Raw genomic sequence first — 23,590 nt, forward strand, 5'->3', positions numbered from 1 at the left:
CCGCAAAGGTGATAACCGAAGTTTTTTCAGGCTGATAGTGTTGTTCGTCAGCTATTGCTGGTCCGATCCTGATAGGTCGTCTTGCTCTTGGCCTAATAGCGCCAATTCCAACAATGCATAGCGGTGCTCAACAAAATTATGAACATTGTTGGCAACCGTCAGCTTGAACAGCGCCAAGGCGGTGTTCTTGTCCCCCAGACTTAGGTAGTGCTTACCTAAATAGAAGTCAGTTTCACTGAGATGCTCAGCGAGCGAAGTGTTATCCGTAGCCTCTTCCTGCAAACGTTGCATCAGCGTTTTTTCACTGATACCGCTCAGGTAGAATTCGACAATATTCCATCCCCACGGCCCTTTCTGCGCTCCGTCATAGCGTTTCTGCAACGCTACCCTGGCATTCTCCGGATTGATTTCTCGCTCCGCAAGATACAGCCATAACGAACGGAAAGGATCATTTGGATCGTCTCGATAAAACGCCAGCAGATCATCCTGCGCTAACAGGTAGCGACCGCCATAATACAAAGCGATGCCCCGGTTTAAACGCGCGTAATTGTAAGTTGGATCAAGCTCTAGTACAGAATCAAACGCTTCATAGGCAGCATCAAAATTGCCTGCCTGCGTTAAGTAAATCCCCAGATAGTTAAAAACCTCTGGTATATCAGGGCGAATCGCCAGCGCTTGTGAAAAATCATTTCGCGCCAATGCTCTCAACCCGAGGCTATCATACAGCACTCCGCGCTCATATAATAGCTGTGCTCGCTCATCATCGGTTAATGCCCGGCTGGCAAGGATTTGTTCCATGCGCGCCAGAATCACTTCCTGCTGCAAAGTAGGCTGTAACGGAACTGCCAATACTGCGTCTTTGCGCCAATCCGTGTTGCTGCATCCTGCCAGCATAAGTGCTGTCGCAACATAACACCAACGCAAGAAAGGCTTCATTTCCCACTCCCGAAGACAAACATTGGATGAACATCCTGTCCCGGACAGCTCGACATAAGGATGTCCCTTCCTTACGATACACAGCTCCTTACGCGGTAAGGAGCTGTGTGACTGTTTTACCGATTATTCTTCCTCAGAAGACGGTACAGCAGCTTCCTGAGGTTGAGCATTGGCTTCTTTAATGCTTAAACGCACACGGCCCTGGCGATCGACTTCCAGTACCTTAACCGGTACTTCCTGACCCATTTGCAGGTAGTCGGTCACTTTCTCGACACGCTTGTCGGCGATCTGAGAAATATGTACCAGACCTTCCTTGCCGCCGCCGATGGCGACAAAGGCGCCAAAGTCAACGATACGCGTCACTTTACCCTGATAAATGCGTCCCACTTCGATTTCAGCCGTGATCTCTTCGATACGACGAATCGCGTGTTTGGCTTTTTCGCCATCCGTTGAAGCAATCTTCACCGTGCCATCGTCTTCAATTTCGATGGTGGTGCCGGTTTCTTCGGTCAACGCACGGATAACCGAACCGCCTTTACCGATAACATCCTTGATCTTGTCAGTGCTGATCTTGATGGTATGGATACGCGGCGCAAATTCGGAAATATCGCCACGCGGCGTGCTGATTGCCTGCTCCATCACGCCCAGAATGTGCAGACGGGCGCCTTTAGCCTGATTCAAGGCAACCTGCATGATTTCGCGGGTAATCCCCTCGATCTTGATATCCATCTGCAAGGCGGTAATGCCTTCACGGCTGCCGGCCACTTTAAAGTCCATATCGCCCAGATGATCTTCATCACCCAGAATATCGGACAGCACGACAAAGTTTTCGCCTTCTTTTACCAGTCCCATCGCAATACCCGCGACGGCTGCTTTAATCGGCACGCCCGCATCCATCAGCGCCAGAGACGCGCCGCAGACAGACGCCATGGAAGAAGAACCGTTGGATTCGGTGATCTCAGAAACCACACGCACGGTGTACGGGAATTGACTTGCGTTAGGCATAACCGCCAGCACGCCGCGTTTCGCCAGACGACCATGACCGATTTCACGACGCTTCGGCGATCCGACCATACCGGTTTCACCAACCGAGTACGGAGGGAAGTTATAGTGCAGCAGGAAACGATCGGTACGTTCGCCGGTCAGTTCGTCAATGGTCTGCGCATCACGCTCAGTACCCAGCGTGGCGGTAACCAGCGCCTGAGTCTCGCCGCGGGTAAACAACGCGGAGCCGTGAGTACGCGGCAATACGCCGGTACGCACGTCCAGACCGCGGATCATATCTTTTTCGCGACCGTCGATACGCGGCTCGCCGCGCAGCACGCGGCTACGGACGACATTTTTCTCTACGTTACCCAGAATTTCCTGGATTTCGCCGGCGTTCAACGCTTCATCTTCCGCTAGCAACGCCGCTTCGACATCGGCTTTAATGGCATCAACCTGAGCGTAACGCTCCTGTTTTTCCGTGATGCGGTACGCATCGCCCAGACGCGCTTCGGACAGCGCTTCTACGCGTTGCTGCAAGGAGACGTTGATTTCCGGCGCATGCCATTCCCATTTGGGTTTACCGGCTTCGGCAACCAGCGCATTGATGTTTTCAATCACGATCTGCTGTTGTTCGTGACCGAAAACAACGGCGCCCAGCATTTCATCTTCACTTAACAGATCCGCTTCGGACTCAACCATCAGCACCGCGCCTTCCGTACCGGCGACCACCAGATCCAGACGGCTTTCTTTTAGTTCGTCGGTCGTCGGGTTCAGCACATACTGATCGTTCAGGTAGCCCACGCGCGCGGCGCCGATAGGCCCGCTGAACGGGATACCGGACAGGCTCAGCGCGGCGGAGGCGCCGATCATCGCCACGATATCGGGATTGACCTGCGGGTTAACGGAAACCACGGTGGCGATAACCTGAACTTCATTCAGGAAACCTTCCGGGAACAGCGGACGAATCGGGCGGTCAATCAGGCGGGAAATCAGCGTTTCACCTTCGCTCGGACGCCCTTCACGGCGGAAGAAACCGCCTGGGATACGCCCGGCCGCGTAGGTACGCTCTTGATAGTTAACGGTCAGCGGGAAGAATCCCTGACCCGGTTTCGCTTGTTTGGCGCCGACAACGGTAACAAATACGGCAGTATCATCCATGCTTACCATGACGGCAGCGGTAGCCTGGCGCGCCATCATACCGGTTTCTAACGTGACGGTATGTTGACCATATTGAAATTTACGAACGATCGGATTCAGCAAAATAATATCCTTAACTGGGGCGCGTCATACTTATGGATAAACGCGCCAGTGAACTTCCGATCTTTGCACTACATCCTCACGACTAATGACAACCTTTACCCTGCTCATGCAGATAAAGCCTCTCATTAGCCGCGCGAACCTCTGTAATGAAAGATCATAATTAAAACAACGATACATTACCCTGTCTTGCAGGCGCTTCCTAGAAGAAAGGGGCCAAAAGAGGCCCCTTCCCACTGAAACTCGGCAGACTTAGCGACGCAGACCCAGACGTGCAATCAGGTCAGTGTAACGCGCTACATCTTTACGCTTCAGGTAGTCCAGCAGCTTACGACGCTGAGAAACCATACGCAGCAGACCACGACGGCTGTGGTGATCCTTTTTGTGCTCGGCAAAGTGACCTTGCAGATGGTTGATCTGAGCGGTCAGCAAAGCGACCTGGACTTCGGTAGAGCCACTGTCGTTAGTACCGCGACCGAATTCCGCAACGATTTTAGCTTTTGCTTCAACACTTAGAGACATAGTAATACTCCAAACATTATAGATAAAAAAACAGGCGCCGATCTCTAATTCAGCCACCCAATAGTCAAGCCGCGCTATTCTACTCTCAGCATCTTGCGATAGCAAGGCAGCAACAGACGGACTTACTCCTGGAATTCAACCACCAGACGACGGGGAGCGACACGTCCGTCGTCGTCGATTTCACCCATGCCAATGAACTTGCGCGCTTCGCCTTCGGTGATACGCACCATGCCGTCCGCCGGGACATTCGCCGCCTGAACCGGCTGGCCGAGTTTGAGGTAGCCGGCGACCACGGAACTCAGATTGACTTCAGGGAAATCCATTACCGGGCTTTCCATCGGCATCAGCAAAGGATCGAGACGCAGCGCCGGCGAGCACGCCTCAGCCTGTGTCTGTTCCAGTAAGGAATTCAACCGATCCAGCGTCACCATTCTCTCTATGGGATAAGTCGCAACCTGTAAGCGACGCAGATAAATAACGTGCGCGCCGCAGCCCAGCTTTTCCCCCAGATCATCGATGATGGTCCGGATATAGGTGCCTTTCGAGCAGTGAATTTCCAGCTCAAGCTCATCGCCTTCGCAGCGGATAAATATCAGTTCGTAAACGGTAATTTCGCGCGCCTCACGCGGAACCACCTGCCCCTGACGCGCATACTCGTATAACGGGCGCCCTTGATACTTCAACGCCGAATACATCGAAGGAATCTGTTGCGTCGTACCGCGAAAACTTTCCAGCGCCTGTTCCAGCTCAGCCGTAGAGAAAGTCATCGCGCGTTCCTCAATCACATTGCCATCGGCATCGGAGGTGTCAGTACGCTGCCCAAGGCGGGCAATCACGCGATAACGCTTATCGGAATCCAGCAGATACTGAGAAAACTTTGTCGCCTCCCCCAGACAAATCGGCAGCATGCCGGTTGCCAGCGGATCCAGCGCGCCGGTATGGCCCGCTTTATTGGCGTTGAAAATTCGTTTTACCTTCTGCAAAACATCATTAGAAGACATACCCTGCGGTTTATCTAATAACAACACGCCGTGAACATCACGGCCACGGCGACGAGGACGACTCATTAATCCTCCTGATCTTCGCCCGTGGCAGAACGGCGTTCAGCATCATGTCTGACAACGTTGGTGACCAGATTAGACATTCTCATCCCTTCAACCAGTGAATTGTCGTAGGAAAACGTCAATTCCGGGACGACACGCAAACGCATCGCTTTTCCCAGCAATACGCGGATAAAACCTGACGCATCCTGCAATGCCTTAACCGCCGTCTTTACCTGCTCCGGTTCGTTATCATTCAGAAATGTCACAAAAACTTTGGCATAAGCCAGATCGCGTGAAACTTCCACGCCGGATACGGTAGCCATTCCGATGCGCGGATCTTTCACTTCCCGCTGAATAATAATGGCGATTTCTTTTTGCATTTCCTGCGCCACGCGCTGGGTGCGGCTGAATTCTTTTGCCATGTTGAATCCTCAAGTAAAAATCGGGGGGCGCAAGGCCCCCCTATGAACAACTTATCGCATCGCTTAACGCCGACTTAAGCGATTGTGCGTTTGATCTCAATCGTTTCAAAGACTTCGATCACATCGCCGGCACGAACGTCGTTGTAGTTCTTAACGCCGATACCACATTCCATACCGTTGCGGACTTCGTTGACGTCATCTTTAAAGCGACGCAAGGATTCAAGCTCGCCTTCGTAGATAACCACGTTTTCACGCAGTACGCGGATCTTGTTATGACGTTTAACCACGCCTTCCGTCACCATACAACCGGCGACCGCACCGAATTTCGGTGATTTGAACACATCGCGAACTTCCGCCAGGCCGATGATCTCTTGCTTGTATTCCGGCGCCAGCATGCCGCTCATCGCCTGTTTGACTTCATCAATCAAATCATAGATGACTGAATAATAGCGCAGATCCAGACTTTCGGATTCAACGATACGGCGAGCGGAAGCATCGGCACGCACGTTAAAGCCAAGGATAATCGCATTCGACGCCGCCGCCAGCGTGGCGTCCGTTTCAGTGATACCGCCCACGCCGGAACCGACAATTTTCACTTTCACTTCATCGGTAGACAGTTTTTGCAGCGAGTCGGAGATGGCTTCACAAGACCCCTGAACGTCAGACTTGAGCACGATATTCAGTTCAGAAACTTCACCTTCCGTCATGTTGGCGAACATGTTTTCCAGTTTGGATTTCTGCTGACGGGCCAGTTTGACTTCACGGAATTTGCCCTGACGATACAGCGCCACTTCGCGCGCTTTCTTCTCGTCACGCACCACGGTCGCTTCATCACCCGCCGCCGGCACGCCGGACAGACCCAGGATTTCCACCGGAATCGACGGGCCCGCTTCCGTAATCTCACGTCCCAGTTCGTCGCGCATCGCACGAACACGGCCGTATTCAAAGCCGCACAGCACGATATCGCCTTTGTTCAGCGTTCCTTCGCGCACCAGAACGGTGGCTACCGGGCCGCGGCCTTTATCCAGGAAGGATTCGATCACCACGCCGCTGGCCATACCGCTGCGGATTGCTTTCAGTTCCAGCACTTCAGCCTGCAACAAAATGGCATCCAGCAGTTCATCGATACCGGTTCCGGCTTTGGCGGAGACATGCACAAACTGCGATTCGCCGCCCCACTCTTCCGGCATGATACCGTACTGCGACAGTTCGGTTTTCACCCGATCGGGATCGGCTTCCGGTTTATCGATTTTGTTCACCGCGACAACCACCGGCACTTTCGCTGCCTTGGCATGCTGGATAGCTTCGATGGTCTGAGGCATCACGCCGTCATCCGCGGCAACGACCAGCACCACGATATCCGTCGCCTGAGCGCCGCGGGCACGCATGGCGGTAAATGCGGCGTGTCCCGGGGTATCCAGGAAAGTGATCATACCGTTGTCGGTTTCAACGTGGTAAGCACCGATGTGCTGAGTAATCCCACCCGCTTCGCCAGCGGCGACCTTGGTTGAACGGATGTAATCCAGCAACGACGTTTTACCGTGGTCAACGTGGCCCATAATGGTCACCACCGGCGCACGGGATACGGCGGCGGCGCCGGTATCACGGTCGCTCATTACCGCTTCTTCCAGTTCGTTCTCACGACGCAGGATGACTTTGTGGCCCATTTCTTCCGCCACCAGTTGCGCGGTTTCCTGATCGATAACCTGGTTAATCGTCGCCATGGCGCCCAGCTTCATCATCGTTTTGATAACCTGAGAGCCTTTCACCGCCATCTTGTTGGCCAGTTCGGCCACCGTCACCGTCTCACCGATCACCACATCGCGGTTGACCGCCTGAGCAGGCTTGTTGAAGCTCTGCTGCAAGGTGCTGGGCTTGCGCTTGCCTTTACCGCCACGGGTAACGGCGCGCGCTTCTTCGCGATCGGCTTTGGATTCGGACTGGCGGTTGCCTTTCTTCTGTTTGGTCACTTTTGCCGCGCGGGTGCGGGTACGACGTTCGCCTTCCACCTGACGATCGCTTTCATCTTCCGCTTCGCGGGCATGATGAGACGTGGTCACATGATAATCGGCGGATTCTTCAGGTTTAGCGGCGCTTTCAGCTTCCCAACGGCCGGCGTTCTCTTCCGCCATACGACGGGCTTCTTCAGCGATGCGGCGGGCTTCTTCCTCAACCTTAAGGCGCGCCGTTTCTTCGGCTTTACGTTTCAGTTCGGCGGCTTCGGCTTCGCGCTTCGCTTTTTCAGCCTGAGCAGGCTTGGTGGTACTATCGTTTTGTTGATTGGTCACTTTTTCTTTTTCCGCTACATCACGCTTAGCTTTTTCGGCGGCCTCACGTTTGGCTTGCTCTTCGGCAGCACGTTTAGCTTTATCAGCGGCTTCACGGCGGGCTTTTTCTTCAGCCTCGCGTTTGGCCTGCTCTTCAGCAGCGCGTTGTGCCTGTTCTTCCGCTTCACGCCGTGCCTGCTCTTCCTCTTCCGCCTGCTGGGCATCCAGAGGATCGCGTTTTACATAAGTGCGTTTCTTGCGGACTTCGATCTGCACTGACTTACTTTTGCCGCCAGTACTGGGAATGTTTAACGTGCTACGCGTTTTACGTTGCAGCGTCAATTTGCCTGGCGCAGTTCCGCGATCGCGGTTCAAGTGCGTCAATAATGTTTCTTTTTCATGCTGAGTCACAGAATCTGATGCAGACTTGGTAATTCCTGCATCAGCAAACTGCTGTATCAGGCGGTCAACCGAAGTCTGAATCTCTGTGGCCAGCGATTTTACGGTTACATCTGTCATGCTGTTCCTTTCCTGCTACAGTTCGTTATTCGTTGTCGTCGCCAAACCAACAGATATTACGGGCGGCCATGATCAGCTCGCCGGCTTTTTCATCATTAAGCTCTTCAATATCCGTCAGGTCGTCAACGCCCTGCTCAGCAAGATCTTCCAGCGTGCAAATACCGCGTGCAGCCAGCTTAAATGCCATATCACGCGACAGACCAGGTAAGCTGAGCAAATCGTCTGCGGGTTGGCCGTCACCGAGACTTTCTTCCTGCGCCAATGCCAGCGTGGTTAACGCGGCTTTCGCACGCTCACGCAATGCTTCGACCGTCTCTTCATCAAGGCCTTCAATCGCCAGCAGCTCTTTGATTGGCACATAGGCCAACTCTTCAAGGGAGGAGAAACCTTCCTCAACCAGCACGGTGGCGAACTCTTCATCAATATCAAGGTGCTTGGTAAACACGTCGATGGCGGCATGCGCTTCGGCCTGATGCTTAGCCTGAAGATCTTCCACCGTCATGACGTTCAGTTCCCAGCGGTCATCTGAACGATGCTGTTTCAGTAACTGAGAGGCCAGGCGCACGTTCTGACCGTTGCGGCCGATCGCCTGCGCCAGATTGCTGGACTCAACGGCGATGTCCATCGTACAGGTATCTTCGTCAACCACGATGGAAACCACGTCCGCCGGGGCCATGGCATTGATAACAAACTGAGCGGGATTATCATCCCACAGAATAATATCAATGCGCTCGCCGCCAAGCTCGCTGGATACCGCCTGCACTCGCGCGCCGCGCATCCCGACACAGGCGCCAACCGGATCGATACGTTTGTCGTTGGTTTTCACCGCAATTTTTGCACGGGAACCCGGATCGCGGGCGGCGGCCTTAATCTCAATGACCTCTTCACCAATTTCCGGCACTTCAATACGGAAAAGTTCAATCAGCATTTCCGGACGGGAACGGCTGACAAACAGTTGAGCGCCGCGGGCTTCAGGACGAACGTCATACAGCACGCCGCGGATGCGATCGCCTGGGCGGAAGTTTTCACGCGGCAACATATCTTCACGACCGATGACCGCTTCAGCGTTATTGCCTAAATCCAGCGAGATGTTATCGCGGTTAACTTTCTTCACCACGCCGGTGACAATCTCGCCTTCCTGTTCGCGGAACTGCTCGACCACCATTGCGCGCTCGGCTTCGCGCACTTTCTGCACAATAACCTGTTTTGCGGTTTGGGTGGTAATACGGTCGAATGTCACAGACTCAATCTGGTCTTCAACATAATCCCCCAGATCAAGCGCAGGATCTTCGAACTGTGCCGCATCCAGGGTAATTTCACGCGTTGGCTGGGTAACTTCGTCGACGATCAGCCAGCGACGGAAAGTATCGAAATCACCGGTTTTACGATCGATACTGACGCGGACATCAATTTCCTGCTCGTATTTTTTCTTGGTCGCTGTCGCCAGCGCGGTTTCCAACGCTTCAAAAATCTTCTCACGCGGAAGGGCTTTTTCATTGGAAACTGCTTCAACAACAGCCAGAATCTCTTTATTCATCCTAGTTGCCTCATCCAAACTTTAAAAGTGGGGTACCAGGTTCGCTTTCTGGATGTTGCTCAGCGCGAACACTTCGTCTTTGCCTTCCACTGTAATGGTGATCATCTCGCCCTCAACGGCTTTGATAATCCCCAACCATTTACGTCGATTCTGGACTGCCATACGCAGTACCACCGTCACCTCTTCACCGATGAAGCGCACATAATGCTCTACCGTGAACAGAGGACGCTCAAGTCCCGGAGAGGATACCTCCAGGTTGTAGGCGACGGTAATAGGATCTTCAACATCCAAAACCGCACTCACTTGATGGCTGACATCAGCACAATCATCAACAGTGATCCCATCTTCACTATCAATATAGATACGCAGCGTCGATTGGCGACCCCGGATGAACTCAATACCGACTAATTCGTAGCCCAAGGCTTCGACTGGCGCTGAAATCATCTCTGTTAATTTTTGCTCTAATGTGGACAAGCCCACCCCCAAGACATAAAAAAAGGGCCTAATAGCCCAGTAATTCTGTTGCCAAATAACAAAAAACCCCGATATATCGGGGCTTTATGCAACTGGACCCTATTACCGCTAAATCACGCGGCATAACTTTCAGTTAAGGATTCTTTCAAAAATGACTGTGAAAGCGATGGAGACTTACTGAACAGCCTATTTGAAAAAAAGCGCTACCAGGAAAGTTAAGTGGTTGCGGGGGCCGGATTTGAACCGACGACCTTCGGGTTATGAGCCCGACGAGCTACCATGCTGCTCCACCCCGCGTCCGAAAACGTGGCAAATACTACGCTGACAACTGCAAAAAAGCAAGTTATCTATAGGATTGGTACGAGGACCCAATTTGAATATTTAACCTATTGCATCGATGCATCAACAGACGCCGATCAAACTCGCGTTGTAATCATAAATATCAATTTTGAACCTCGAGTATGCGGCCGCATGATACCCATGATGTCGGGAAAAATCAAAACCCCATTTACCCCCTCAAACAAACATTAATTAAACTAATTGTTAAAGTGCGTGATAGATGGAATCGGAAACAAATCCGGCCGCACCGCACTCAGACAGAAACGCATACCACCGATGGCAACGCCTTGCTGTATCGGCACATCTCACACCCACAAAAAATAACCAATAATCAATCAATTACATGTGAATAGATGGATTTTTATTTCATCGAAAGAAATCTTTGTTTTATATCAACACAATCAAATGCATGCAAAATAAACGCCGTTTCATTGATAGGACACAATACATCCGCGTCCAACTTTGCCAATAGAGAATTTGCTTCTATCATAAAAATGATAAATAAAAATTATGATTTACCACTAAAAGAGCGCTGCAATAATGATGTACACAATCCCGCCCAATCTTCCGCTATCCATTTGTGAACCCATTGTTGACAACCATCAAAACGGTAAAAAGATTCAATGACCTCTGATGCCTTCTTCTTATCAACAAATTTACGCTCGAAATTAGCAGACTACACACAAAGAGGAGTACCTTAATGTCCGAAAAGGAAACCTGCCCACTGAGTACCGCTCAGCAAGAAGTCTATCTCGCTATCGCCCAGGCAGGCAGCAACAAAAACTACCACCTGTGTGACATCATCGAATTCAGAGGCCAGCTCCAACTGCCCTTGTTGGAACAGGCAATTAACACCGTTTGCGGCAAGACCGCTGCATTACATACCGTGTTTGAAATCGATCCGACCTCCAGCCAATGTGTGCAATACTTTCTTCCCAATACGCCGCTATCGTTCTTAGAGTGGCATGACTTTTCAGAAATCCCCGATCCCGAACAGGCTTACACAGCGCTTCTGAATGAATTACTCAGCCAGGATATCGATCTTTCCCAAGCGCCGTTGGGCCGCTATGTGCTGATCAAACTGGCGGAAAACTTTTACCGGATGATAGAGCTGGGACCCCATCTCGTTATGGATGGCTACGGCCACAGTATTCTGTTTAGCAATATAGCCGATTACTACGGTCGGCTGCTGCGAGGGGAGACCGTAGCGCCGCTACCGATGTCGCCGCTGAAAAGCGTCGTCGAAGCGGAACAGGAATATTATGCCAGCAACGTCTATGTCAAAGACCAGGCCTACTGGCGCAAATATTGCCTGAAAATGCCGGATGCCACCCAATTGGTGCCGGGCGATGCGCCGCTGGTCACATTAAACCGACTGCGCAAGATCTTCACTGGGAAAACGCTGGACCGTCTTCGCGCCACAGTATCGGAGCATCAGCTTCGCCTTTCCAGCGTACTGCTGGCTCTCTGCGCAACCTACCTGCATAAAATGACCGGACAGACGGAGTTGGCCGTAGGCATGCCGGTCGCCGCCCGCAAGCTCAAGGCGCTTCGCACCATTCCGTCAATGGTATCCAACATCCTGCCGCTGCATCTGTCTTTCACCACAGAATCCACGGTGTTTTCAGTTGCCATAAACATTCAACACCAGTTGCGTCACCACCTGTTGCACCAGAGTTACCGCTCCGAAACCATGATCCGCGATCTCCAAGCCGAACGCGGTCATAAACCGCTGTTCAATACGCTGCTTAACATCCAGTCTTATGATCGGGATATTCGCTTTGACAACTGTGAAATGACAGTGGTAAATGTCGCCAACGGCCCGGCAAGACACCTGAATATCAATATATTCGAACGCAACAACAGTTACCTGGAGATCGGCTTCGACGCCAACGCCGACCTGTATACGCCCGAGGCTCTGGAACAACACTACCAGCGACTTATCCTGTTGCTGGAGCATTTCGTGAATATGCCCGACACGCCGGCTGCCGATTACGACCTGCTATTGCCCGGCGAGCGCGAGCGTTTTTATCCATTGCCGATCGCGGGCGATCCGCAGCCGACGTTCCGCGATGCTTTCGCCGACACGGTTCATGCCCATGCCGAACAGATCGCGCTGCTTCAGGACGATCGCGCGCTAAGCTATGCTCAGTTGGACAACTATGCCACCCGATTGGCCGGCCGGCTTCGGGCGCTCGGCGTATGCCCCGGCAGCGACGTGGCGGTGGTGACATCACGCAGTATCGAATGGGTGGTCGCGGCGGTGGCGCTGTTTAAACTGGGCGCCTGCTACATACCGGTGGTTCCGGATCTGCCGGAGGCCCGCATCGAATACATCCTGAACGACGCCGCGCCCGCCATGGTGATCATCACTGGCGACAGCGCGATCAATATCCCCGTTCCCCAGGAAAAACGGCTGTTTTTGACAACCGAGATGCTGGAAAATCTGCCGCTTGCCGACCGGCCGCTGGCTGATTTCGATTCGGGCACGTCTGCCTATATGATCTACACCTCCGGCTCAACCGGAAAACCAAAGGGCGTTGAGGTGACTCACCGCAACCTGGAGCCTATCGCACGGACAGCTATTGAGGCTGCGGGGCTGCAACCAGGACAACGAGTGCTGCAATTCATAGCCGCAGGTTTCGACATGTCGGTGTTGGAAATCATGATGACGCTGTTGGCCGGCGCGACGCTGACGATCGCCGACAAAGTTTCCACCACGCCCGGCAAGCCGCTCGCCACGCTGGTGCGCCGCGAAAATATCCGGCTACTGGTGCTGACACCCAGCTTGCTGGCCTACCATGAGACAGAGGACTTTCCACAGGGCACCGTGCTGCTCCTGGGCGGCGAACCCTGTCCCCCGGCGCTGCTGGCGCGTTTCTCCCACTGCCGTCTGCTGAATGTCTACGGCCCGACGGAAACCTCGTTTGCCACCTCGATCAATGCCCACTACGGCACCGGCGATTTCTCTATCGGCACCGCCACGGCCAACACCCGCTTGTACGTGGTGGATAAACAGCAGCGCCTGTTGCCGCCGGGCAGTTGGGGCGAATTATTTATCGGCGGCCCCGGCGTAGCCAGAGGCTATCGTAATCGCCCGGACCTGACGGCCAAAGGCTTTGTGCCCGATCTTCTGGATGCGGCCGCCAACATGTACCGCTCCGGCGACAGCGTATTCTTCGACCATGTCGGACGTCTCTTCTATCAGGGCCGCAAGGACAGTCAGATCAAGCTGCGCGGTCTACGCATCGAGCTGGGCGAAATAAAGAACGCGCTTCTTGGCTGCTCCGGCGTGGAGGATGCCGTAGCCATGTTGTGTAACCTCGCTCACGGCCCGGCTATCGTTGCCTATGTCGCTAACAGCCGCGGAGAGTTGGACTGCGACTGTGTGAAAAAGGCGCTTAGCCGTCAGTTGCCGCAACACATGCTGCCAAGCATTATCATGGTCGTACCGTCTTTCCCGCTGACGCCTAACGGCAAGTTAGCGACCCGCGAACTGCCGCCTCCCGTTCAACAGGACGACAACGAACTGATACCGCCACGTACGCCGGAGGAGAAAATCATCTGCCGGCTGTTCGAATCGATTCTGGAATGTGAAACGGTATACGCCAACCAGAACTTCTTTACTCTGGGAGGCCACTCCCTACTGGGTCTACAGTTAATCGGTCGCATCAGGGAAGAGTTCGGCGTTTCGCTGAGTATCTCCGACTTCCTGACCGCCCCCACCCCGCGCCAGCTGGCGCAGCATCTTAAACCCGCTGACTGCCTCGACGATCCGTTCGACGCGATCCTTCCTCTACGCACCAAGGGCGCGCGTCCGCCGCTGTTCTGCATTCATCCCGGCGGCGGCATCGCCTGGTCATTCGCCGGCCTGCTGCCTTTCCTGCCGGAAGACCAGCCGGTCTACGCTATTCAGTCGCCTATCCTGCGCGATCCGCGCCGTGTGATCCACTCACTGGATGAATTGGCGAAAGAGTACCTGCAACATATCCGCACCATCCAACCGCAAGGGCCGTATCACCTAACCGGCTGGTCCGTGGGCGGTAATATAGCCTTGCGCATAGCAACGATGTTGCAGGCCGAAGGTCAAGAAGTGAGATTCCTGTGCATGTTTGATAGCTACCCGCTGCAAAACGGACAGGACTCGCTGAAACTGGATGACGCCACCGTCATCACCCGTATGACAAGGGCTATTGCCGGCGCGCCGCGCAGCGGCATAAAAGGGCTAAAAAGTGCAATGGCGGAGGCGCTGGGTAACGACAACATCGGTGAAGAGTTCCTCACTCGTTTAGTGAAAGACGCCAAACTGATGCTGAAGCTGCTGACCGAATGTCGCTATACCGCTTATGACGGCGATCTGGTTTTCATTCGAGCCACCTCCGATATCCTGAGAGCTAAGGATCAGCAACCTGCGCTATGGTTACAGTACATATCAGGTGAGTTGATCGAATACGAAGTGGAGGCACCGCACGAATGCATGCTGCAACGCCAATATCTGGAACAGTTTGGCCGACAATTTGCGGCAGAACTGCTTAAACGGCAGACCGACGCCGCTTTAGCGCCATGATGCGATGATATTAATGGCATTTCACAAACCGGAAAAAATTGTCTGTTAAGCATTTCTCGGCTCCCGCCGGAGCCGAGAAAGCGGAAAACCCGATGAGGCGGGTTGAATCAGGCTGGCGTCGGGAAAACTTGAAACGAAGGGAAAGCCGGTAAGAACAAGGGGTTGAGACAAAAAAAATAGACGTCCATTACGTCTATTGATTTTGTATTGGTACCGAGGACGGGACTTGAACCCGTAAGCCCAATCGGGCACTACCACCTCAAGGTAGCGTGTCTACCAATTCCACCACCTCGGCATCAAAACTACTTTTTACAACGATTACTTCGGAATATCGCTCGCGGGTGCGGCAGGCGCAGCAGGCGTGGTCTGCTCTACTTGCGCAGGCTGGCTCAGGTTTTCCCATGCACCGCCTTGTTTACTCTGCAACGAGCTCATGTTGCCCAGCGCCAAACTGATAATGAAGAACAGAGTCGCCAATACCGCTGTCATGCGCGTCATGAAATTACCGGAGCCGCTCGAACCGAACAAAGTGGCAGAAGCACCTGCTCCGAACGAGGCCCCCATATCAGCACCTTTACCTTGTTGCAGCATAATCAAGGCCACCAGCCCGATCGCTATCAACAGGAAAATCACTAAAAGAGCTTCGTACATAATTGTACCTGTAACCGTTTTCCCCATAATTTATGGAGATTTTAGATTCTTGCGGTAAAACCGCGTGTAATCCGCCAAAGCGAATGAATACATTCATCCCTTATTAAGCGGGTCTGAATACTAACCAAAGGCTGTAGCGTACGCAAGGGTAATTTAGTCGCCATAAGCTGATTGAAGAAAAAAACAGCGGCTTTGGCGATACCACAGCAATTGAACACTTTATCTATTTGATAGTTAATGGTAAGCCGATGCAAAAATAAAGGCCGATCATTTTAAAAAAGCAGCATAGCCAGAGTAACCGTGAAGTCATTGCTGGCTAATGCGAACGTGATTCAAAGGGTATTAATCCACGGCTTTTACCGCATCGGCTATCCGATTAGCCATTTCAATGACCGTCTCTTCATTCTCGCCCTCAACCATGACGCGGATCAGCGGCTCAGTGCCTGACTTTCTCAGTAATACTCGCCCACGACCGGTCAGTTCTTTTTCAACATCCTGTGTTATCTGTTGCACCGTTTTATCCTCAAGAGGATTGGTCTCCCCCGAGAAACGGACATTAACCAGAATTTGGGGGAACAGCTTCATACCGCTGCACAGATCGTGCAGACTCATGTGGTTTCTGACTATCGCAGTAAGCACTTGCAAACCCGCGATAATCCCATCCCCCGTCGTCGTTTTATCCAGAAGAATAACATGACCGGAATTTTCCGCGCCAATACGCCAGCCTTTTGCCTGCATCATTTCCAGCACATAGCGATCGCCGACTTTAGCGCGGGCAAACGGAATTCCCAATTGTTTTAAGGCCAGTTCCAACCCCATATTGCTCATCAGGGTTCCTACTGCGCCACCGCGCAACTGCCCCTGACGCAAACCTTCGCGAGCGATGATATACAGGATCTGATCGCCGTCGACTTTATTACCGAGATGATCGACCATAATCAGCCGGTCGCCGTCGCCGTCAAATGCCAGCCCCGCATCGGCCTTTTCAGCGACGACCCGCGCCTGTAACTGCCTTACATCGGTTGCGCCGCATTCTTCATTGATGTTCATGCCATCTGGATCACAGCCAATGGAAATGACGTTGGCGCCCAGTTCACGCAATACGCTGGGGGCGATGTGATACGTTGCGCCGTTGGCGCAATCGACCACGATTTTCAGCCCGTTAAGATTCAGTTCACTTGGGAATGTGCCCTTGCAGAATTCAATATAACGCCCGGCCGCATCCACGATGCGATTCGCCTTACCCAGCTCCGCCGATTCAACACAGGTCAGCGGTTTCTCCAGCTCGGCTTCGATCGCTTCTTCCACTTCGTCAGGCAATTTGGTGCCATCGATAGAGAAGAATTTAATACCGTTATCATAATAAGGATTGTGCGACGCGGAAATGACAATACCGGCCTCAGCTCTGAAGGTGCGTGTCAGATAAGCCACGGCCGGTGTCGGCATGGGGCCGGTAAAAGAGGCGGATAATCCCGCCGCCGCCAGCCCGGCCTCTAGCGCTGACTCCAGCATATAACCGGAAATTCGGGTATCTTTACCGATGATGATTTTACGAGAACCATGGCGTGCCAGCACCTTACCCGCCGCCCAACCAAGTTTCAGCACAAAATCGGGCGTAATCGGACTGTCGCCCACTTTGCCCCGTACGCCATCCGTCCCAAAATATTTACGGTTACTCATAATAGTTTTATTCCTTCGCTGAAAGAGTGGCCTCGACAATGCGCATGGCATCTACCGTTTCTTTTACGTCATGAACGCGAATAATGTGCGCACCCTGCATAGCCGCAATCACCGCACACGCGACGCTCCCCTGAACCCGTTGCGCGGGAGGGAGATTGAGCAGTTGTCCGATCATGGTTTTTCTGGACATTCCAACCAGCAGGGGCAATCCGAAACGGTGTAATTCGCTCAGGCGAGCCAGAAGTTCATAATTATGCGCCAGATTTTTACCAAATCCGAACCCGGGATCCAGTAATAAGTTATTTTTCGGAATATTGCCGTTCACGCAACGATCGATTTGCCGTTGCAAAAAATCGCCGATTTCCACCATCAGATCATCATAGTGTGGACTATGCTGCATGGTTTTCGGCAATCCCTGCATATGCATCAGGCAAACCGGCAGCCCGGCGGCGGCGGCGGCTTCCAACGCTCCCGGTTCTTGCAGCGAACGAACGTCGTTAATTAAGTGGGCGCCCGCCTGCGCCGAAGCCGCGATCACCTCCGGCTTTGAGGTATCGACGGAAATCCATGTATCAAAACGCAGAGCCAACGCTTCAACGACAGGGATCACGCGCTCCAACTCTTCTTCCGTGCTGACCTCATTCGCGCCCGGACGGGTTGACTCGCCCCCGATATCAATCAGCGTGGCGCCGGCGGCAATCATCGCCTGTGCATGAAACAGCGCCTTATCCAGCTTATTATGTTTGCCGCCGTCAGAGAATGAATCAGGCGTGACGTTAAGAATTCCCATAACGTTGGGACAAGAAAGATCCAGAGTCGATCCCCTGGCGATCAATTGCATGATTTTCCCCTCAAAATCGTTGGTCTCTGCTAAAACTTATGCCACAGATTCTACAGCAAAAAACCCCGGACAAGTCCGGGGTTTACAGGAACAACAACGGCAAAGCGCTTGAGCGCCGACGAATTTATTTCTCGCCTAATTGTTCGGACATCGTGTTACCCGGATTTGGCGTACGGGGTTCATCAACCGGCGTCGGCGACTGAGGCGAACCGCCATTGTCGGAATTACCGTCCGAGCGTTGCTCTTCCCAGCCCGCAGGCGGACGAACGTCTTTACGCGACATCAAGTCGTCAATCTGAGGCGCATCAATGGTTTCATACTTCATCAATGCATCTTTCATCGAATGAAGAATATCCATGTTTGCCATCAGTAATTCACGAGCACGTTGATAGTTACGTTCAATCAGGGACTTCACTTCCTGATCGATGATCCTGGCCGTTTCATCAGACATATGCTTGGCTTTAGCCACGGAACGCCCCAGGAACACTTCGCCGTCTTCCTCGGCATACAGCAACGGACCCAATTTCTCGGAGAAACCCCATTGCGTAACCATGTTGCGGGCAATCGACGTCGCGACCTTGATATCGTTTGACGCACCGGTCGATACTTTTTCCATGCCGTAGATAATTTCCTCCGCCAGACGGCCGCCGTATAACGTCGAAATCTGACTTTCCAATTTCTGACGGCTGGCGCTGATAGCATCGCCTTCGGGCAGGAAGAAGGTCACCCCTAACGCACGGCCGCGCGGAATAATCGTCACTTTATGCACCGGATCGTGCTCAGGCACCAAGCGGCCGATGATGGCGTGCCCGGCTTCATGATAGGCGGTCGACTCTTTCTGCTGCTCAGTCATCACCATCGAGCGGCGTTCCGCCCCCATCATGATTTTGTCTTTGGCTTTTTCAAATTCCACCATAGACACAACGCGTTTATTACCCCGGGCGGCAAACAAGGCCGCTTCATTGACCAGGTTCGCCAAATCAGCACCGGAGAAGCCCGGCGTACCGCGTGCAATAACCGAGGCATCAATATCCGGAGACAAAGGTACGCGGCGCATATGCACTTTCAGAATCTGTTCACGGCCGCGAACATCCGGCAGGCCAACCACCACCTGACGGTCGAAACGGCCCGGACGCAGCAACGCCGGGTCGAGCACGTCGGGACGGTTGGTCGCGGCGATGACAATGATGCCTTCGTTGCCTTCAAAACCATCCATCTCAACCAGCATCTGGTTCAAGGTCTGTTCACGTTCATCGTGACCGCCGCCCAGACCGGCGCCGCGCTGACGACCCACCGCATCGATTTCATCGATAAAGATGATACAAGGCGCGGCTTTCTTGGCTTGCTCAAACATGTCGCGTACGCGGGATGCGCCCACGCCGACGAACATTTCGACAAAGTCTGAACCAGAGATGGTAAAGAAAGGCACCTTGGCTTCACCGGCGATCGCTTTTGCCAGCAACGTCTTACCCGTACCCGGAGGGCCGACCATCAGAATACCTTTCGGTATCTTGCCGCCCAGTTTCTGGAAACGGCTTGGCTCACGCAGATATTCGACCAGTTCGCTTACTTCTTCTTTTGCTTCGTCGCAACCGGCAACGTCGGCAAATGTGGTCTTGATCTGATCTTCCGTCAACATACGCGCCTTGCTTTTGCCAAAAGACATGGCGCCTTTACCGCCACCGCCTTGCATTTGACGCATAAAGAAGATCCAGACACCAATCAGCAGCAGCATCGGGAACCAGGAAATAAAGATCGAAGCCAGCAGGCTCGGCTCTTCCGGTGGCTCACCAACGACTTTTACATTCTTCGTTATCAGGTTATCCAGCAGCTTGGGATCGTTGACAGGAATATAAGTCGTGTATCTGTTGCTATCTTTTTTGATAACACTGATCTCACGCCCGTTAATACGTGCTTCACGGACCTGATCCTGATTCACCTCAGTTAAGAAGGTTGAATAATCCACCCTACGGCCATTCGACTCGCTGGGCCCAAAGCTCTGGAAAACGGACATCAGCACAACTGCGATGACTAACCAGAGAATCAGGTTTTTCGCCATGTCACTCAAGGGATTAACCTCATATTACAACTGTGTTAAAAAACAGCGTTAGGGTACTACAGTTTGCGCCCTGTCGCTACGATATACACTTCCCGTGATCTGGCACGCGAAGCGTCTGGCTTACGAATCTTGACCTTCGTAAACAGGGAGCGAATTTCCCGCAGGTATTCATCAAAACCTTCTCCCTGAAACACTTTAACCAGGAAACTTCCGCCTGGCGCTAATACATCCCGACACATATCAAGTGCTAATTCAACCAGATACATCGATTTCGGAATATCAACCGCAGGTGTACCACTCATGTTAGGGGCCATGTCGGACATCACCACCTGAACTTTGTTGTCCCCGACTCTTTCGAGAAGCGCTTTAAGGACTAATTCATCACGAAAATCCCCTTGCAGGAAATCGACTCCAACAATAGGATCCATCGGTAAAATATCACAGGCGATAATGCGCCCCTTACCGCCAATCTGCGTCACCACATACTGTGACCAGCCCCCGGGGGCCGCGCCTAGGTCAACCACCGTCATGCCGGGTTTAAACAGCTTATCGCCCTGTTGTATCTCATCAAGTTTAAACCAAGCTCGCGAGCGGAGCCCTTTTTTCTGCGCCTGTTGCACATATTTATCGCTAAAGTGTTCCTGCAGCCATCGACTGGAACTTGCAGAACGCTTTTTATTAGCCATCTATTTTCCAACTATTCTTAGTAAAGGCGCTCTCGGTGAGTAGAAACTTCTCACATATACCCAATCAGCACAGCCGGATTGGTTATAATCATGAGATGGCGGTAGAATGAGCCGTTTTCAATCCCAACCTAAGCAAAAAAGACAATGAACCTAAGTAATAAACAAAAACAACACCTGAAAGGTCTGGCGCACCCGTTAAAACCGGTTGTCATGCTGGGCAATAACGGCCTCACCGAAGGTGTTCTGGCTGAGATCGAACAAGCATTGGAACATCACGAACTGATCAAAGTGAAAATCGCTACGGAAGAGCGTGAAACCAAAACTTTGATTGTTGACGCGATTGTTCGCGAAACCGGAGCCAGCAACGTTCAGGTTATCGGTCATACGCTGGTGCTTTATCGTCCCGCGAAAGAACGTAAAATTGTGTTACCACGATAACACTTTTTATTTCAGGATACTCTGTTTTAACGGAAAGGTGCCATGCCTGTCTGTTAGAGAAAAGGCCGCAAGCGGCCTTTTTCTTTTCTTTACAAAGATTGCTGTTTTTATCATCAAAACAACAATCTTTACAGATATTCAACACTGGTTATTTCGTATTCCACATCTCCGCCAGGCGTGCGGATCACCACGATATCATCCTGCTCTTTACCGATAAGCCCACGGGCGATGGGCGAGTTCACTGAAATCAGATTCAGCTTAAAATCGGCCTCGTCGTCACCCACAATGCGATAGGTTTGTTCTTCTTCGGTATCCAGGTTGATCACCTTGACGGTCGCACCGAAAATAACCCGGCCCGTTGCAGACATCTTCGTCACATCAATGACCTGGGCGTTGGAGAGTTTGGCTTCAATATCCCGGATACGCCCTTCACAAAAACCCTGCTGCTCGCGCGCGGCATGGTATTCCGCATTTTCTTTCAGATCGCCATGCTCACGGGCTTCGGCAATCGCGGCAATAATTTCGGGCCGGCGCACACTCTTCAAAAAATCCAGTTCTTCGCGTAATTTTTCGGCACCACGCAACGTCATCGGAAATTGTTTCATATTGTCTATACCTCTAAAAAATCCGTACGACTCAAATAATCGTCATCCTGACGCGTTAATCATCAAATACGACGCAGGATCTACTACATGCCAGTGCTTCCTGGCGATTAAACAAAAGTAACCAGCCCCGGAACAAATTTTCCAGGCCGGAAGCGATTTTGCATTTTGATACGCATTTTAACCCAGAGTTCCATGAGGGTCATCGTTTACTTTAGGCCTTATTGCACCGTAGTATGACCACACGTTACCCTGTTGTTAGCTGAGATTATGCGTTTTTCATCGATTCTTACCGGACTTGCCTGCGCTTTTGTTCTGCATTCCCATGCAGCAACTGTTGAAGATCACATCCAATACCTGCCCGATGGCGCCAATCTGGCGATGGTGGTGCAAAAGATTGGGGCTACTACGCCAACAATGGCTTTTAACAGTCAGCAGATGGCGCTACCGGCCAGTACGCAAAAAGTGTTGACCGCGCTGGCCGCCCTCCTTCAGTTGGGGCCGGACTATCGCTTCGTCACCACGATGGAAAGCCATGGCCCGGTAACTAACGGTATATTACGCGGCAACCTGATCGTCCGCTTCAGCGGCGATCCTACTCTGAAACGTCAGCAAATACGCAACATGGTACAGGAATTAAGAAAGCGCGGCGTACAGGAGATTGCCGGGGACGTGATGATCGACACCTCGGTTTTCGCCAGCCACGATAAGGCGCCCGGCTGGCCCTGGAACGATATGACCCAATGCTTCAGCGCCCCGCCGTCGGCCGCCATCGTTGACCGTAACTGTTTCTCTATTTCGCTTTATAGCGCGCCTAAAGCCGGCGATAACGCGTTTATCCGCGTTGCGTCATATTACCCGGTGCAAATGCTCAGCGAGGTTCGTACGCTGGCCAAAGGCTCTCCTGACGCGCAATACTGCGAACTGGATGTCATCCCCGGCGAACTGAACCGTTTTACGCTAACCGGCTGCCTGACGCAGCGCGCGGATCCTCTGCCGCTGGCCTTTGCGATTCAGGATGGCGCCAGCTTTGCCGGCGCCATCGTCAAAGACGAACTGTTGCAGGCGGATATCCGAATCCAGGGCAACTTACGCCGTCAGACGCAACCGGGCCCGGCCGGCAGCGTACTGGCGCAAACCCAGTCAGCCCCGCTGCATGACCTGCTGACCGTTATGCTTAAAAAGTCCGACAACATGATTGCCGATACCGTTTTTCGCACCATCGGACGTGAGCGATTCAATGTGCCGGGCACGTGGCGCGCGGGCGCCGATGCGGTACGTCAGGTATTACGCCAGAAAGCCGGGGTTGATTTGGGCAACAGTATTGTGGTGGATGGCTCCGGTTTGTCGCGCCATAATCTGATCTCCCCCGCAACCATGATGCAGGCATTACAGTACATTGCCCAACACGATCAGGAGCTGAATTATATTTCGATGCTGCCGCTGGCCGGATATGACGGCACGCTACGTTATCGCGGCGGGTTGCATGAGGCGGGCGTAAACGGCAAGGTTTCCGCCAAAACCGGCGCATTGCAAGGGGTTTATAATCTGGCGGGCTTTATCACCACGGCCAGCGGTCAGCGAATGGCTTTCGTCCAGTTCCTTTCCGGTTACGCGGTTCCACCGGAAGAACAACGGTCACGCCGCGTCCCGCTGGTGCGGTTTGAAAGTCGTTTATACAAAGATATTTATCAAAATAACTAACAAAAACAGCGCAGTGAATGCGCTGTTTTTTGGCTAACGATAACCGTCGTCATGCCCGC

17 protein-coding genes and 2 tRNA genes are annotated in these 23,590 nt (G+C 52.7%); 3 read left to right on the forward strand and 16 right to left on the reverse strand.

What is annotated here, in order from left to right; translation table 11 throughout:
- Positions 1–51: 51 nt before the first annotated feature.
- The 9 genes from nlpI to HOY33_RS10435 all read right to left on the reverse strand — a co-directional run bounded on the left by nlpI (position 52) and on the right by HOY33_RS10435 (position 10,261).
- Positions 52–936, reverse strand: coding sequence for a lipoprotein NlpI (gene nlpI, locus HOY33_RS10395; protein WP_172290154.1), 885 nt, complete (start codon positions 934–936; stop codon positions 52–54).
- A gap of 123 nt (positions 937–1,059) precedes the next feature.
- Positions 1,060–3,183 (reverse strand): polyribonucleotide nucleotidyltransferase, encoded by a 2,124-nt coding sequence (pnp, locus tag HOY33_RS10400; RefSeq protein ID WP_172290155.1) that lies wholly within the window; start codon positions 3,181–3,183, stop codon positions 1,060–1,062.
- Between the two features lie 249 nt (positions 3,184–3,432).
- Positions 3,433–3,702, reverse strand: coding sequence for a 30S ribosomal protein S15 (gene rpsO, locus HOY33_RS10405; protein WP_172290156.1), 270 nt, complete (start codon positions 3,700–3,702; stop codon positions 3,433–3,435).
- 122 nt (positions 3,703–3,824) lie between these two features.
- Entirely contained in the window at positions 3,825–4,769 is a 945-nt protein-coding gene (gene truB / locus HOY33_RS10410; RefSeq protein WP_172290157.1) for a tRNA pseudouridine(55) synthase TruB, read from the reverse strand.
- Positions 4,769–5,167: a 30S ribosome-binding factor RbfA gene (rbfA, locus tag HOY33_RS10415; protein ID WP_172290158.1), complete on the reverse strand. Its 399-nt coding sequence runs from the start codon at positions 5,165–5,167 to the stop codon at positions 4,769–4,771. Before rbfA ends, truB begins: the two co-directional genes overlap by 1 nt.
- 74 nt (positions 5,168–5,241) lie before the next feature.
- Positions 5,242–7,953 carry a translation initiation factor IF-2 gene (gene infB / locus HOY33_RS10420; protein WP_172290159.1) on the reverse strand — a complete coding sequence of 904 codons (2,712 nt, stop codon included), beginning with the start codon at positions 7,951–7,953 and terminating at the stop codon, positions 5,242–5,244.
- A gap of 25 nt (positions 7,954–7,978) precedes the next feature.
- Positions 7,979–9,490 (reverse strand): transcription termination factor NusA, encoded by a 1,512-nt coding sequence (gene nusA, locus HOY33_RS10425; RefSeq protein ID WP_172290160.1) that lies wholly within the window; start codon positions 9,488–9,490, stop codon positions 7,979–7,981.
- Between the two features lie 21 nt (positions 9,491–9,511).
- Entirely contained in the window at positions 9,512–9,964 is a 453-nt protein-coding gene (rimP, locus tag HOY33_RS10430; RefSeq protein WP_172290161.1) for a ribosome maturation factor RimP, read from the reverse strand.
- 220 nt (positions 9,965–10,184) lie between these two features.
- Positions 10,185–10,261 (reverse strand) — tRNA-Met (locus tag HOY33_RS10435).
- 742 nt (positions 10,262–11,003) lie between these two features.
- On the opposite strand from HOY33_RS10435, the gene HOY33_RS10440 reads away from it, so the two are divergent.
- A complete protein-coding gene (locus tag HOY33_RS10440) occupies positions 11,004–14,870 on the forward strand; it encodes a non-ribosomal peptide synthetase (RefSeq protein WP_172290162.1) in 3,867 nt (1,288 codons plus the stop codon).
- A gap of 208 nt (positions 14,871–15,078) precedes the next feature.
- On the opposite strand, the gene HOY33_RS10445 is transcribed toward HOY33_RS10440, so the two are convergent.
- The 6 genes from HOY33_RS10445 to rlmE form a co-directional block, all read right to left on the reverse strand.
- A tRNA-Leu gene (locus HOY33_RS10445) sits at positions 15,079–15,165 on the reverse strand.
- A gap of 23 nt (positions 15,166–15,188) precedes the next feature.
- On the reverse strand, positions 15,189–15,521 hold the full coding sequence (secG, locus tag HOY33_RS10450) for a preprotein translocase subunit SecG (protein ID WP_172290163.1): 333 nt from the start codon (positions 15,519–15,521) through the stop codon (positions 15,189–15,191).
- 342 nt (positions 15,522–15,863) lie between these two features.
- Positions 15,864–17,201 carry a phosphoglucosamine mutase gene (glmM, locus tag HOY33_RS10455; RefSeq protein ID WP_172290164.1) on the reverse strand — a complete coding sequence of 446 codons (1,338 nt, stop codon included), beginning with the start codon at positions 17,199–17,201 and terminating at the stop codon, positions 15,864–15,866.
- A 7-nt stretch (positions 17,202–17,208) separates the two neighbouring features.
- Positions 17,209–18,042 (reverse strand): dihydropteroate synthase, encoded by an 834-nt coding sequence (gene folP / locus HOY33_RS10460; RefSeq protein WP_172290165.1) that lies wholly within the window; start codon positions 18,040–18,042, stop codon positions 17,209–17,211.
- 124 nt (positions 18,043–18,166) lie between these two features.
- Positions 18,167–20,101, reverse strand: coding sequence for an ATP-dependent zinc metalloprotease FtsH (gene ftsH, locus HOY33_RS10465; protein ID WP_172290166.1), 1,935 nt, complete (start codon positions 20,099–20,101; stop codon positions 18,167–18,169).
- 56 nt (positions 20,102–20,157) lie between these two features.
- Positions 20,158–20,787, reverse strand: a complete 630-nt coding sequence (gene rlmE / locus HOY33_RS10470) for a 23S rRNA (uridine(2552)-2'-O)-methyltransferase RlmE (RefSeq protein WP_172290167.1) — start codon at positions 20,785–20,787, stop codon at positions 20,158–20,160.
- Between the two features lie 144 nt (positions 20,788–20,931).
- Between rlmE and yhbY the strand changes: the two genes are divergently transcribed.
- A complete protein-coding gene (gene yhbY / locus HOY33_RS10475) occupies positions 20,932–21,225 on the forward strand; it encodes a ribosome assembly RNA-binding protein YhbY (RefSeq protein ID WP_172290168.1) in 294 nt (97 codons plus the stop codon).
- A gap of 128 nt (positions 21,226–21,353) precedes the next feature.
- Here the strand turns inward: yhbY and greA are convergent, their stop codons facing one another.
- The gene (gene greA / locus HOY33_RS10480) at positions 21,354–21,830 is read right to left on the reverse strand and encodes a transcription elongation factor GreA (protein ID WP_172290169.1); all 477 of its coding nucleotides are present in this window, start codon (positions 21,828–21,830) and stop codon (positions 21,354–21,356) included.
- Positions 21,831–22,097: 267 nt separating this feature from the next.
- On the opposite strand from greA, the gene dacB reads away from it, so the two are divergent.
- Positions 22,098–23,531: a serine-type D-Ala-D-Ala carboxypeptidase gene (dacB, locus tag HOY33_RS10485; protein ID WP_172290170.1), complete on the forward strand. Its 1,434-nt coding sequence runs from the start codon at positions 22,098–22,100 to the stop codon at positions 23,529–23,531.
- The last annotated feature ends 59 nt before the right edge of the window (positions 23,532–23,590 follow it).

The organism is Brenneria sp. hezel4-2-4, from assembly GCF_013155275.1.
In the GTDB taxonomy this organism is placed as follows: domain Bacteria; phylum Pseudomonadota; class Gammaproteobacteria; order Enterobacterales; family Enterobacteriaceae; genus Brenneria.

Bases quoted from the DNA above. Each gene is read 5' to 3' on its own strand.
- rpsO (WP_172290156.1), bottom strand. From the start codon at position 3,702: ATGTCTCTAAGTGTTGAAGCAAAAGCTAAAATCGTTGCGGAATTCGGT.
- glmM (WP_172290164.1), bottom strand. From the start codon at position 17,201: ATGAGTAACCGTAAATATTTTGGGACGGATGGCGTACGGGGCAAAGTG.
- truB (WP_172290157.1), bottom strand. From the start codon at position 4,769: ATGAGTCGTCCTCGTCGCCGTGGCCGTGATGTTCACGGCGTGTTGTTA.
- ftsH (WP_172290166.1), bottom strand. From the start codon at position 20,101: ATGGCGAAAAACCTGATTCTCTGGTTAGTCATCGCAGTTGTGCTGATG.
- rbfA (WP_172290158.1), bottom strand. From the start codon at position 5,167: ATGGCAAAAGAATTCAGCCGCACCCAGCGCGTGGCGCAGGAAATGCAA.
- rlmE (WP_172290167.1), bottom strand. From the start codon at position 20,787: ATGGCTAATAAAAAGCGTTCTGCAAGTTCCAGTCGATGGCTGCAGGAA.
- nusA (WP_172290160.1), bottom strand. From the start codon at position 9,490: ATGAATAAAGAGATTCTGGCTGTTGTTGAAGCAGTTTCCAATGAAAAA.
- HOY33_RS10440 (WP_172290162.1), top strand. From the start codon at position 11,004: ATGTCCGAAAAGGAAACCTGCCCACTGAGTACCGCTCAGCAAGAAGTC.
- greA (WP_172290169.1), bottom strand. From the start codon at position 21,830: ATGAAACAATTTCCGATGACGTTGCGTGGTGCCGAAAAATTACGCGAA.
- secG (WP_172290163.1), bottom strand. From the start codon at position 15,521: ATGTACGAAGCTCTTTTAGTGATTTTCCTGTTGATAGCGATCGGGCTG.
- dacB (WP_172290170.1), top strand. From the start codon at position 22,098: ATGCGTTTTTCATCGATTCTTACCGGACTTGCCTGCGCTTTTGTTCTG.
- yhbY (WP_172290168.1), top strand. From the start codon at position 20,932: ATGAACCTAAGTAATAAACAAAAACAACACCTGAAAGGTCTGGCGCAC.
- folP (WP_172290165.1), bottom strand. From the start codon at position 18,042: ATGCAATTGATCGCCAGGGGATCGACTCTGGATCTTTCTTGTCCCAAC.
- nlpI (WP_172290154.1), bottom strand. From the start codon at position 936: ATGAAGCCTTTCTTGCGTTGGTGTTATGTTGCGACAGCACTTATGCTG.
- infB (WP_172290159.1), bottom strand. From the start codon at position 7,953: ATGACAGATGTAACCGTAAAATCGCTGGCCACAGAGATTCAGACTTCG.